This window comes from Deinococcus peraridilitoris DSM 19664 (genome assembly GCF_000317835.1).
GTDB classification, from domain to species: Bacteria; Deinococcota; Deinococci; order Deinococcales; family Deinococcaceae; genus Deinococcus_A; species Deinococcus_A peraridilitoris.
In genome coordinates, this window is record NC_019789.1 from 492,221 (window position 1) to 504,514 (window position 12,294).

A 12,294-nucleotide genomic window follows, 5' to 3' on the forward strand; every position below is an offset into this window, starting at 1 on the left:
CGACTGTTTATATCGGCCTCGACCGACCTTCAACGCAGGGTGACGGTGTTGAAACGCAAGATTCCGTCAGGAATCAGCTTGAGTCCACCGAGGGCTTTGGAAGCGCCGTACAGGTGTGCCTGGTGGTACACCCAGATGTAGGGCGAGTCGTCGAGGACTTTGCCCAGCGCGACGTTGTAGGTGGCTTTTCGGGCGCTCATGGCACTTTGCAGGCGTGCCTTGGCGAGCAGGGCATCGACTTCCGGGTTGCTGTAACGGCCGTAGTTGTACGTCCCGCCGGTCCTGACCCAATCAAAGATGTTGCCGTCCGGGTCAATGCGCCCGCTCCAGTTGAGCAGCGCCGCATCGAAATCAAAGGTTTGGGCGCGGGCCCCAAGGGCAGCGTTGTCCACGAGCTCGATTTTCATGGTGATGCCAGCCTGCGCGAACATCGCCTGGTACAGTTGCGCGAGTTGGGAGGTGACGGTTCCGGTCGCGGCGATCAAGGTGAAGCTGAGATTGCTCTGACCGGCTTGCTGAAGTTTCTTGCGGGCCTCCGGGACGTTGGGAGTGGGCACCTTGATGCTGCTGCTGTAGGCGGGCGTTCCGGGCGGGAAGGGCCCTGCGGCGGGTTTGGCAGTGTTGCGAAACACGACGTTCGTGACGGCGTTGCGGTCAATCGTTTGCGACAGGGCCTGCCGGACGAGCTTGTTGTTGAACGGGGCGCGCCGGGTGTTGAGCCAGATGCCCTGAAAGCCCAGCGTGGGGATGTTGACCACACTGAAGCGGTCGTTGCTTTCGAGCTTCGCCACGTCCTTGGCGTCCAGCACCACCACCTGCGCGGCGCCGGAGATCAGGTTGGCGTAGCGGATGTCACCGTCCGGGAAAGGCCGGTAGACCAGCTTGTCGATTTTTGGTGCGCCTGCCCAGTAGCCTTCGTGGGCGCTGAGGGTGATGTTGTCCTGTTGGGTTCGGCTGGTGTATTTGAAGGGGCCGCTGCCAACGGGCGCGCGGCCGAAGTCCGCTCCGGCGCTGCGGGCGGCTTGCGGGGAGACAATCATGCCTGCACGGTCGCCAAGAATGGCCAGCAAGGGTCCGAAGGGCGCATTCAGGTCCAGCCGGACGGTGGTGGGGTTGACGGCCGTGACGCTCTTGATGACGGACAGTTCGTTCTTGCGCGCGCTGCCTTCGAGGGTCATGCTGCGCTCAAGCGAGTACTTCACGGCGGCTGCGTCGAGCACCGTGCCGTCATGAAATTTGATGCCGCTGTGCAGGTTGAGGGTGTAGGTCAGGCCGTCCTGGCTGATTTTCCAGCTTTTGGCGACGGAGGGAATGATCTTGAGGTTCTCATCGACGTCCACCAGGCGGTCGAACACCTGATACAGCACGTGACGGTCCACCGCGGCGGCGCTGAAGGTGGGATCGAGGCGCACGGGGTCCGCGTCGAGTCCGACGGTGAGGGTCTGCGCGGTTGCGACGTTGACGGTCAGCAGGGCAAGCGTGAGGAGTGCGCGCGGAGTGCTCAGCATGAAATGCTCCTTTCGGCGGTCAGCCTTGGTCGAGAGGGCGGATCAGCAGTTGGTTGACGTTGACGCGTTTGGGCTGCGTGACGGCGTACGTGACGGCCGCGGCGATGTCCTCGGCCTCGAGGGGGGTCATGGTCTTGATGCGCTCTTCGTAGCTTGACTTGGTGGCCTGGTGCGTGATGTGGTCGGTGAGTTCCGTGGCGACCACGCCCGGTTCGATGACCGTGACGCGAATACCGTGCAGACGCACTTCCTGGCGGAGACCTTCACTGAAGCCGCCCACTGCCCATTTACTGGCGCTGTATCCGGCGGACGTCGGGCTGGCGCCGCGACCGGAAACGGATGAGATATTCACGATGTGCCCTTCACCTTGCCTTTGCATGTGGGGCAGCGCAGCGTGGGTGGCGTACATCAAGCCCAGCAGGTTCACGTCGATCATGCGTTGCCAGTCGGTGGTGTCAGCGCCCACGACAGGGCCGAGCAGCATCAGCCCGGCGTTGTTCACCAGAATGTCAATTCGGCCAAAAGCGTCCATGGCGCGCTGTACGATCTCCTGGGCCTGCGCTTCCTTCGCCACGTCAGCCACGACGACTTCCGCCTGACCGCCGGCCGTGCGGATCCGGCGCGCGACGTCCTGCAGGCGCTCTTCGCGGCGGGCTGTCAGGACGACCGCCGCGCCTTCGCCAGCCAGCGCGAGGGCGGTGGCGACGCCAATGCCGCTGCTGGCGCCGGTGACGATGGCTGCTTTTCCGCTGAGTTTTCCTGGCGTGGAGTTCATGCGTGCTCCCGGTGGGCGGTCGGCAGATCGTACAGTTCGCTGTACTTGCCGGTGAGGTAAGCGAGGTAGGGTTGCGGATCCAGGCCGCGTCCGGTGCTGCGCACCAGCAGTTCGTGCGGGGTGAAGGTGCGGCCATGCTGGTAGACCTGCGTGGTGAGGTACGTGCGCAGCGTGCCGTAGTCGCCTCGTTCGAGCTGCCCGTTCAGTTCGGGAATCGCGCGCTGTGCGGCTTCGTAAAACTGCGAGGCCATGACGTTCCCGATGGTGTAGGTGGGAAAGGAACCAAACAGGCCCGCGGACCAGTGAATGTCCTGCAGCACTCCGCGCGCATCGTCGGGTGGGGTGAGGCCCAGATCGGACTGCAGGCGTTCATTCCAGACGTCCGGCAGATCCTGCACGTCGAGGTCACCCTGAATGAGCGCCATCTCGAGGTCGACCCGCAGCATGATGTGCAGGTCGTAGGTCAGTTCGTCGGCTTCAACGCGGATGAGGCTGGGTTCGACGACATTGACGGCGCGGTGGAATTCGGTGGTGGTGACGTCCGCGAGCTGTTCGGGAAAGTGATCCTGCAAGTGCGGAAAGTGCAGTTCCCAGAAAGTGCGGGAGCGGCCGATGCGGTTCTCCCACAAGCGCGACTGGCTTTCGTGCGTACCGTAACTCGCGCCGCCCACCGCGTACAAACCGAGCAGGTCGCTGGCGAGCACGCTGCGGGTCAGTTCCGGTGAGACGTTTTGTTCGTACAGCGCGTGGCCTGTTTCGTGCAGCGTGCCGAACAGCGCGGCGGGCAGGAAGTGCTCACGGTAGCGGGTGGTGATGCGCACGTCCTGACGGGTGAAGCTGATCTCGAAAGGATGCGCGGACGCGTCCAGGCGGCCACGTGTCAGGTCGTACCCGAAAGCCTGCGCGACGCCGAGGGAAAACGTCCGTTGTCCTTCACTGGGGTAGCAGCGCCTCAGGAAATCCGTGCGTGGCTGTGGTCGCGTCCTGATGACCTTGAGCAAAGGGACATGGTGCGCGCGCAGACCCTCAAAGAGTGTATGGAGGCTGCGGCTGGTGAGCCCGGGTTCGTAGAGTCCCAGCAGCGCATCGTAAGGATGGTCCTGGTACCCGAGGGCGTCGGCGAGTTCGCGTGAAAGGCTGATCATGCGCTGCAGGTGCGGCGCGAAACTCGCGAAATCATTGGCATCTTTGGCCCGCGCCCAGGCGTCCTGCGCGGCGCTTTTGGTGAGCGCGAGTTCGCGGGTGAGCCGTTCGGGAATGCGTTTCATCGCGCGGGTCGCGCCCAGGGCCTGAGAAGCGGCCCGCCGGGTGGTTTCCTGCTGCTGGGCGCGCAGCGCGGCCTGCTCGAAGGCCGGGTCGAGCAGGCGCGCGCGGGCGATGGCACTGACCGTCGCCAGCTGTTGTGCGCGCGTGGCGCTGCCGCCGCTGGGCATCTGTGTGCGGGCGTCCCAGGTGAGGACATTCAGTACGCACAGCAAATCGTTGATTTCTGCAGCTCGATCTTGAAATTCACTCACGGCAGCCTGCCTTTCGAACCTTATTCGCGAGGGTTGGAGGGTGGCACGGACGCGCCCTGTGCGGCGAGCACGAACGCTTTTCGTTCATCGTCGAGGGCCGCGTGTACGCGCTGCAGTATTTCCGAAGCGAGGGCCTGGGGAATGACCACTACACCGTTTTCATCGGCGATCACCAGGTCCTGCGGCTGCACGGGAATTCCGCCGGCCTGAACGGTCTGGTTGACGCTTCCGCGCCCACCGGGCAGACCGGCGTTCGGGGTGATGGCGGTACTGAACACGGGGTACTGCAGGCGACTGATGGCGACAACATCCCGGCAGGCTCCGTCGATGACCGTACCGGCCAGTCCGCGCGCCTGCGCCATGCGGGTGGTGCGCTCGCCCCAGAAAGCCGCATTGCGAATTCCGTGCGAGTCGATGATGAGGACGCTGCCCGGCACCGCGGCCTGGATCCCGTCGAAGACCGCGCTCAGGTCGGTACCGAAGGTGCGCACGGTCACCGCTTCACCGATCAGGCGCGCGCCCGGCCAGACGGGCCGGAAGTCCGCGCTGAGCGCTCCGGTGCGCCCCAGGGCGTCACTGACGGTGCAGGTCAGGTCACCGTCGTCGAGCAGCGACCGGAAGGCACGCATGACCTCTTCGTTCGTCATGCGCGCCTGCCCTCCTGTGCGAGGCGTTGCCAGAGCAGCGCCCAGGCCCGCTGGCCCTGCGCGAGACGCTCGATCCGGAAGAATTCATTGGGCGCGTGAATGTCCTCGTCACCGACGGCGAACGAGAAGAAGACGGTATCGATGCCGAGCACCCGACTGAAGGTGTCCAGCACCGGAATACTGCCGCCCATGCCGACTTCCAGTGGAGGCGTGCCGTACAGTTCGTGCAGCACGGCTTTCGCGGCGCTGCGTGCGGGATGCTGGGTGGGCAGGTGGTAGGCGGGGGCGGCATGCGAGCTGGGCTGCACCTCCAGCGTGACGCCCGGCGGCAGCTGCGCGTGAAGATGAGCGATGATCTGGCGGGTGACGTGCTGCGGATCCTGCCCGGGAACGAGACGACAGGTGATTTTGGCGTGCGCTTCGGACGGCAGGACGGTTTTGCTGCCTTCGCCGGTGTAGCCGCCCCACAGACCGTTCAGTTCGAGCGTCGGGCGGTACCATTGGCGTTCCAGGGTGCTGTAGCCAGCTTCGCCAAAAGTGGCGTTCGCTCCGGTCTGCTGCAGGTACGCTTCGTCACTGAAAGGCAGCCGCTGCGTTTCCGCGCGTTCCTCGGGGGTGCGGTCCTGCACGCCGTCGTAAAAGCCCGCGACGGTGACGCGTCCGCTTTCATCATGCAGGCTCGCCACGAGGGCCGCGAGGGCGTGCAGTGGGTTTTGCAGCGCGCCACCGTGACGCCCGGAGTGTAGATCCTTCGCGGGGCCGCGCAGCGTGAATTCGAGCGCGGCGATGCCGCGCGCGCTGACGGTCAAGGAAGGCGTGTCCGCACTCCACATGCCGCCGTCCGCGCTGAGCACGAAATCCGCGCGCAGCCGTTCACGGCGTTCGCTCACGAGCGCGTCGAGGTGCGCGCTGCCGACTTCCTCCTCACCCTCGAAGAGGAACTTGACGTTGATCGGCAAAGCGCCCTGCGCGGTGAAAAAAGCGTCAGCGACCTGCACGGGAATCAAGAGCGGGCCTTTGTCGTCACTCACGCCGCGTCCGTACAGCCTGCCGTCTCGCACGGTGGGTGTGAAGGGTGGGGTGTTCCAGCGTTCCAGCGGCTCCGGCGGTTGCACGTCGTAATGCCCGTAAATCAGCGCGGTGGGCGCCCCGGGTGCGCCGAGCCATTCAGCGTACACTGCCGGATGGCCGGCGGTGGGCCACACTTCCACGGTGAGTTCTCCGCAGGCCCGCAGGCGCTCCGCGAGCCATTCTGCCGCGCGCAGCAGGTCGTGGCGATGCTGGTGTTGAGCGCTGACACTCGGGATGCTCGCGAACGCCACCAGATCCACCAGGGACGCGTCACGGCGCGCGTCGAGCACGGTCTGCACGTCGGGAAGTGTCTTCATTTGCCACCGTCCACGCTGAGCACTTGCCCGGTCACCCAGCCCGCGTAGTCCGACGCGAAGAACAGCACGGCGTGCGCGATGTCTTCGGGAGAGCCAAGGCGTTTCAGGGCGATGTTCTGCAGCAGGCGCCGTTGGCCATCCTCACCGTAACTTTCCCATTGCTTCTCGGTGGTGGGATTGCTGCGCACAAAGCCAGGCGCGACGTTGTTCACGGTGATGCCCCACTCGCCGAGTTCATGGGCGAGCTGCCGGGTGAGGCCGATCTGCGCGGCTTTCGCGCTGGCGTACGCCTGAATGCCGGTCAGGCTGATTCCCAAGCCGGCGCCGCTGGAGATGTTGATGATCCGCCCGCGTCCCTGTTGCTTCATGATCGGCGCGACCGCCTGGGCGCAGTAGAACGCGCCGTCCACGTTCACCTGGAAGATCGCGTGCCAGTCCTGCGGGGTGATCGCTTCGATGGGACGGCCCACCTGCCCAAGCACTCCTCCGGCATTGTTGACCAGCACGTCAACACGGCCCGTGTGCTGCTGCACGCCGTCGACAAGGGCCTGTACGGCGTCACGGGACGTCACGTCCACCGCGCGGGTGTGAAGGGGCGTCGCGCCCTGCCGGGCGAGGTGGGCGGTTTCGTGCAGCCGCTCTTCTTGCACATCGCACGCCCAGACGACCGCGCCGCGCTGCGCGAAGGCGAGCGCAATGGCGCGCCCGAAGCCATGCGCGGCGCCGGTCACGATCACGCTCTGCTGCTCGAAAGTGACGTTCACGCACTTTCTCCGGTGGTCTGGAAGCTGTTCGGCAGCACGGCGTGAAGTTCAGCGAGGTTGTCGCGGCTCTGGTCACGCCGTCCTTCCTCGATGTCGTGAATCAGCTCGATCAGCCGGGTGGAAATCGGTGTTGGCAGCTGGTGCTGCTCACCGAAGTGCACCACCCAGCCGACTTGCGCGTCGACTTCCGTGCGGCGTTTGCGGATGGCCAGGTCACGCCAGATGCCGCTGTGCGTCTTGGCACTTTTGCGGTTATGTACGACCATGTCCTGCATCGACTGTCGGGCCGCCGCGACAGACGCACCCGGGGTGAACGCGGCGGGATCAAAGCCGTTGAACGCTTCGGGAGTCACGCCGTGCACGTCAGCAACGCGCAGCACCTCCTGGGCCAGCGCGATGTACAGTTCACGGTCCTCAGGGCGGTTGAGGGCGTCCGCGATGCCGTCATTCGTGAGGGCGGTCGCGAACAGCAGCGCACCGTAAGCAAGTTTGCTCCACAGGTAACCGTTGATGTTGGGTGTCAGGACGGCGTTCGGTTCGAACTGGCGCAGCAGGGTGTGCAGCGCACGGGCACGTGGTGTGAGCTGTCCGTCTTGTTCGCCGATCACCACGGCGCCATGCCCGCCGTAATGAATTACCCCGGGCTCCAGGTAGTCCGCGCCGAAATTCACGAAGCTGGCCAGCACGCGGTGAGCACCGACTTCCTCGTTGAGTACCAGCGCGTTCAGGCCGTTCTGCACGGACACCACGCTGCCGCTGTCGCTGAGGTGCGGTGCGAGCGCCCGCGCGGCACTGCGTGTGTCCTGTGCTTTAGTACACAGCAGCACGGTATCCCACTGCCCCTGGAGTTCGTCAGGGGTGAAGGCGGGCGCTTGTACCGTAAACTCCTCGATGGGTCCTGTGATTTGCAATCCGGTCACTTGAATGGCCTGCACGTGCTCCGGCGCACGGTCCACGAAGGTGATGTCATGGCCGGCGCGCACAAGGTAGGCGCCAATGGTGCCGCCAATGGCGCCCGCGCCCCAGATCAGCAGCTTCATCCCTGCCCTGCCTGAACGCGCTCGGTCACGGCCCAACCGTTTTCGAGCAGGCTGCGCGTTTCCCGTACGGCCGTGTCCCAGAGAGCCAGCATGTCCTGATCCGGACGCTGATACTTCCCGCCGTAATTGCCGTCCCCCAGGTACTCACGCAGTTCCTGCGGTGCCAGCAGCCGCAACCGGTTGAGGTTCAAGGCTGTTTTTTCTTCTTCGGGAAGCGTGACGCCCGGAAGGCGGGTCCAGGGAAAGTTCTCCATCCAGGAAGCGTGCGAGGCGTTGCTGTCCGTGCGTTGCACGTGCGCCCACACCTGCGGGGCGTTCCACCAGTTGTGAAACTGCACCTGCGTGCCCGGGTGATCGGCCATCCATTCCCCGACGAAGCCCTGCGCGGGCGAGTTGCCACCGTGACCGTTGACGATCAGGATGCGCCGGAACCCTTGTTCGTGCAGCCCGTCGAGCAGGTCGCGTACGACGGCGAGGTACGTCTGTACGCGCAGCGTGACGCTGCCAGGGTACGCGCGGAAGTAAGGGGTGATGCCGTAGGGCAGTACCGGAAACACCGGAACGTCCAGGGGTTCGGCGGCGTCAAGCGCGAGTTTCTCGGGCAGGGTGTTGTCCACGCACAAGCTGAGGTAGCCGTGCTGTTCGGTGCTTCCGAGGGGCAGCACGCAGCGGTCATCGTGCTGCAGGTACGCTTCAACGTGCATCCAGTTCAGGTTTCGGATCATGTTTTTATCCTTTGTGCCGCGTGGCTCCGGCGGGCATGCACGGCCGGCAGCACCAGCTGCTCCACATCCCGCGGATCAATGGTGTGGCGGTATTCGAAAGCGTGCTTTGGGGTGGGCAGCAGCTCGGCAATCCGTTCCGAGCCGCTGGCGTACACCGCGACGTCACACCAGGCGAGCAACTCCGTCAGGTCAGCGGCGTTGATGTGGGTCGCGCGAACCGTGGTGACGTGCGGAGCGAAGCGCTTCACGCCGACATTGAAGGTCGGAAGGAAATCCTCGAAGGTAGCGATGACCGCCAGGCTGACCCGGGGATCGAGGGCGGCGAGGGCCGTGCGGGTCGCGGGCGCTGCGATGAATCCGACGGGCAGGACGTCCACGCCGGGCAGCAGCTGACGCGCTTCGTTCACGCGGTGCGCGAGCGCGAGGACCACGTCCGACTGCTGAATCTCCGTTCGCAGCTGCCCATGGCGGAGCTGCTCGAGGGTCACGGCCTGCACGTAATCTTCTGGAAGCAGCGCGGCGTGCAGATCCTCCGCGTACGCGCGGGTGACTTCGTCAAAGAGGCCGATGATGACCACCCGTACGCCGCGCGCAGGAAGCGTGGCGCTGCGTGAAAGCAGCGTGTTGAGCAGCTCGGCCACCTGCTCGGGTGTGATGCCGTCGCGCTCCGCCCGCTCGAGGACGTCACTCAGCATCGCGCGGATCCGGTGGAAGTTAGGCGCGGCACTCCGGGCGGCCGAGGTCGCGGGAGCGACGAAGGTGCCCTTGCCGGGGTGCGTGACGATCATGCCGCGTGCCATGAGGTCTTTGTACACCTGCGCGGCAGTGACGTGGCCGATGCCGAGTTCCTGCGCGAGTTCACGTACGCTCGGCAGCCGCGAACCGCGTGCGATTTCACCGCAGGCGATGCCGTATTCAATCTGACCGCGCAGCTGTACCACCACGGGGATGTTGAGCGAGCGATCCAGGGTGAAGCGGGGTGTTTTCGAGTCGGGGGTGTTATGCATGACGCCTTACATTGTGCGGTTCGGCGCTGGCCCCACGAACCGGGTGTTCCGGCGGGTGGGTGTAGAGATGGCAGGCGACGGTCTGCTCGCTGCTGGTGGGCGTGAGGTCCGGCCGCTCAGTCGCGCAGCGGTCAAAGGCGTGAGGGCAACGCGTACGAAACGGGCAGCCACTCGGAACGTGGAGTGGGCTGGGCAGCTCTCCCTGCAAGGCGGGTGTGGTGACACGCTGCTGCGGATCGAGGTCGGGCGCGGCGGCCAGCAGCGCCTGGGTGTAAGGGTGGAGCGGCTGCTCGAACAAGGCGTCCGTCGTCGCGACCTCCACGACGCGTCCGAGGTACATCACGGCGACACGGTGCGACAGGTGCCGCACCAGACGCAGATCGTGCGCGACGAACAGCACGGTGAGCTTGAGGCGTTCCTGCAGTTCCAGCAGCAGATTCACGACTTGCGCCTGTACGCTCACGTCAAGCGCGGAGACCAGCTCATCGGCGATCAGGCATTCGGGTTCGAGGGCCAGGGCGCGGGCGATGCCGATGCGCTGGCGCTGCCCGCCGCTGAATTCGTGCGGGTAACGCTGCGCGGCTTCGGCGGGCAGGCCCACCAGTTCGAGCAGCTCACGCACCCGCGCGTCGAGTTGATCTTTTGGGCGCATGCGGTGCACGGAAAGCACTTCGCGCAGCACCTGCCGGACGGTCATGCGGGGATTGAGGGACGAGAAGGGATCCTGAAAGATCATCTGCACACGGCGGTTGTAGTCGCGCAGGTGAGCGCCGCGCAACGCCAGCACGTCCTGCCCCTGGTAGCTGACGCTGCCGCTGTCCGCCTCGTAGAGGCGCACGAGGCAGCGCGCCAGGGTCGATTTGCCGCAGCCACTTTCCCCGACGATCCCGAGCGTCTCGCCTTTGCGAACGTCGAGGTTCACGTCACTGAGCGCCCGGACTTTTCTCATGGGCTGCTGGCGCCAGCGTTCGAGCAGGCTGTGGCGCACCGGGAAGGTCTTGGTGAGGTTGCGAATGTCCATCAGCACCTCCGACGAGGACTGCAACGGACCGTGAATGCTCAGCGGAGACGCGCTCATCCGGTCACCTGCTGTGGTGCGGGCAACTCGGCATGATGAACGCAGGCACTGTGCCGGGAAGTGGTGATGGGGATCAGCGGCGGCTCACCGTTCACGCAGGCGGGGGTCTGGTAGGTACAACGCGGCGCGAACGGGCAGCCCTCGGGAAGGTGCAGCAGATTGGGTGGCGCTCCTGGAATGGGCAGCAGGGGAAGCCGCCGTGCCCCCCCGCCGGGCAAGCTCCGCAGCAGTCCCAGCGTGTACGCGTGCCGTGGCTGCTGAAACAGCTCGCTGACCTCCGCCGTCTCGACGAGTTTCCCGCCGTACATCACGGCGACGCGGTCGCAGGTCTGCGCGACGACCCCGAGATCGTGGGTCACCAGGATCACGCTCATGCCGAGCTGTTCACGCAAGCGCAGGATCAGCCGAAGAATCTGATCCTGAATGGTGACATCCAGCGCGGTGGTCGGTTCGTCGGCCAGCAGAATCTGCGGTTCGGACGCCAGGGCGATGGCGATCATGGCGCGTTGCCGCATGCCGCCGGAGAACTGGTGGGGATAGTCCGTCAGGCGCGCCCGGGCGCTGGGAATGCCGACGAGGTCGAGCAGTTCCGCTGCGCGCTCCACGGCAGCCTTGCCGGTGAGACGCCGATGCTCACGCAAATTTTCGCGAATCTGCTCACCAACGGTCAGGACGGGATTCAGGGCTGTCATGGGTTCCTGAAAGATCATGCTGATCTGCCCTCCCCGAACGGTGCGGAGTCTGGATTCGGGCAAGCTGAGCAGATCGAGTCCCTGGTAGGCGATGGTGCCGCTCACCTTGATCGGTGGGCGGTGAAGGTTGAGCAGCGCGCGCAGCGTGACGCTTTTGCCGCTTCCGCTTTCCCCGACGAGGCCGAGCACTTCACCGGGACGCAAATCGAAATTCACGCCGCGCACGGCGTGCAGTTCGCCGCTCGGCGTGGGAATGCGGACATTGAGGTCACGCACGCCCAGGGCGGGGCTGGTGGCAACCGTCATGCGCGGGGCCTCAAGGCGTCGGCGAGCCCGTCGCCGATGAGGCTGAAGGTCACCCCGGCGAAGGTGAGGGCCAGACCGGGAAAGGTGGAGATCCACCAGGCGGTGGCCATGAAGTTCTTGCCGTCCGCGACCATCACACCCCATTCAGGCGTGGGAGGCTGAGCGCCGAGGCCGAGGTAACCGAGCGATGCGCCCAGCAGGATGCCGAGGCTCATGTCGGTCATCAGGTACACGACGGCCGGCGTCACGGCATTCGGAAAGATGTGACGCAGCAACACCCGGGTGGGACTGTACCCCAGCACGCGCGCGGCCTGGGCGTACTCGGCTTTTTTCTGCGCGAGCACTTCACCGCGCACCAGACGCCAGTAGGTCACCCAGCCGACGGCGCTCACGGCGATGTACATGTTGGTGAGGCCTGGACCGAGCACGGCGACGATGGCGATGACCAGCACCAGGAAGGGAAACACCACCACGATGTCGGCGATGCGGCCCACCAGCGCGTCTGACCAGCGGCCCAGAAAGCCGGTGAGCGCGCCGAGCAGGCTGCCGAAGATAAACGGAAACATGGTGGTGAAGAGCGCGATCTGCAGATCGATGCGGGTTCCGTGAATGACGCGGCTCAGCACGTCACGGCCGAAGTTGTCCGTTCCAAAAGGGTGCGTGGCATTCGGGGGTTGCAGGATGGCGTTGTAGTCGAAGTCGGTGGGACTGTAGGGCGCCAGGAGGCGCGGCACGAACGCCGCGGTGAGGAGCACGAGCAGCATCAGCAGGCCGATCAGCAGGGTGGGTTTGGGCATGCGGCGCGTTGTGGGCGGTGTGTTGGGCGCGATGGGTTGCAGGGCAGTGG

The 12,294-nt window shown here is 65.3% G+C and carries 12 protein-coding genes; all 12 read right to left on the reverse strand.

What is annotated here, in order from left to right:
• Positions 1-29: 29 nt before the first annotated feature.
• The 12 genes from DEIPE_RS21080 to DEIPE_RS21135 are packed head-to-tail and all read right to left on the reverse strand — an operon-like array spanning position 30 to position 12,244.
• Positions 30-1,508 (reverse strand): ABC transporter substrate-binding protein, encoded by a 1,479-nt coding sequence (locus DEIPE_RS21080; RefSeq protein ID WP_015231564.1) that lies wholly within the window; start codon positions 1,506-1,508, stop codon positions 30-32.
• A 19-nt stretch (positions 1,509-1,527) separates the two neighbouring features.
• A complete protein-coding gene (locus DEIPE_RS21085; protein ID WP_015231565.1) occupies positions 1,528-2,283 on the reverse strand; it encodes an SDR family oxidoreductase in 756 nt (251 codons plus the stop codon).
• Positions 2,280-3,800: a carboxypeptidase M32 gene (locus DEIPE_RS21090; protein ID WP_015231566.1), complete on the reverse strand. Its 1,521-nt coding sequence runs from the start codon at positions 3,798-3,800 to the stop codon at positions 2,280-2,282. The genes DEIPE_RS21085 and DEIPE_RS21090 overlap by 4 nt, the downstream gene beginning before the upstream one ends.
• Before the next feature lie 20 nt (positions 3,801-3,820).
• A complete protein-coding gene (locus DEIPE_RS21095; protein ID WP_015231567.1) occupies positions 3,821-4,447 on the reverse strand; it encodes an RraA family protein in 627 nt (208 codons plus the stop codon).
• The gene (locus DEIPE_RS21100; protein WP_015231568.1) at positions 4,444-5,835 is read right to left on the reverse strand and encodes a dipeptidase; all 1,392 of its coding nucleotides are present in this window, start codon (positions 5,833-5,835) and stop codon (positions 4,444-4,446) included. The genes DEIPE_RS21095 and DEIPE_RS21100 overlap by 4 nt, the downstream gene beginning before the upstream one ends.
• Positions 5,832-6,599 carry an SDR family NAD(P)-dependent oxidoreductase gene (locus DEIPE_RS21105; RefSeq protein ID WP_015231569.1) on the reverse strand — a complete coding sequence of 256 codons (768 nt, stop codon included), beginning with the start codon at positions 6,597-6,599 and terminating at the stop codon, positions 5,832-5,834. Before DEIPE_RS21105 ends, DEIPE_RS21100 begins: the two co-directional genes overlap by 4 nt.
• Positions 6,596-7,639, reverse strand: coding sequence for a ketopantoate reductase family protein (locus DEIPE_RS21110; RefSeq protein ID WP_015231570.1), 1,044 nt, complete (start codon positions 7,637-7,639; stop codon positions 6,596-6,598). The genes DEIPE_RS21105 and DEIPE_RS21110 overlap by 4 nt, the downstream gene beginning before the upstream one ends.
• Positions 7,636-8,364 (reverse strand): creatininase family protein, encoded by a 729-nt coding sequence (locus tag DEIPE_RS21115; protein ID WP_015231571.1) that lies wholly within the window; start codon positions 8,362-8,364, stop codon positions 7,636-7,638. The genes DEIPE_RS21110 and DEIPE_RS21115 overlap by 4 nt, the downstream gene beginning before the upstream one ends.
• Positions 8,361-9,371: a GntR family transcriptional regulator gene (locus DEIPE_RS21120; protein WP_015231572.1), complete on the reverse strand. Its 1,011-nt coding sequence runs from the start codon at positions 9,369-9,371 to the stop codon at positions 8,361-8,363. Before DEIPE_RS21120 ends, DEIPE_RS21115 begins: the two co-directional genes overlap by 4 nt.
• A complete protein-coding gene (locus DEIPE_RS21125) occupies positions 9,364-10,449 on the reverse strand; it encodes an ABC transporter ATP-binding protein (protein WP_015231573.1) in 1,086 nt (361 codons plus the stop codon). Before DEIPE_RS21125 ends, DEIPE_RS21120 begins: the two co-directional genes overlap by 8 nt.
• A complete protein-coding gene (locus DEIPE_RS21130; RefSeq protein ID WP_015231574.1) occupies positions 10,446-11,447 on the reverse strand; it encodes an ABC transporter ATP-binding protein in 1,002 nt (333 codons plus the stop codon). Before DEIPE_RS21130 ends, DEIPE_RS21125 begins: the two co-directional genes overlap by 4 nt.
• Positions 11,444-12,244: an ABC transporter permease gene (locus tag DEIPE_RS21135; RefSeq protein ID WP_085931743.1), complete on the reverse strand. Its 801-nt coding sequence runs from the start codon at positions 12,242-12,244 to the stop codon at positions 11,444-11,446. The genes DEIPE_RS21130 and DEIPE_RS21135 overlap by 4 nt, the downstream gene beginning before the upstream one ends.
• Between the last annotated feature and the right edge of the window lie 50 nt (positions 12,245-12,294).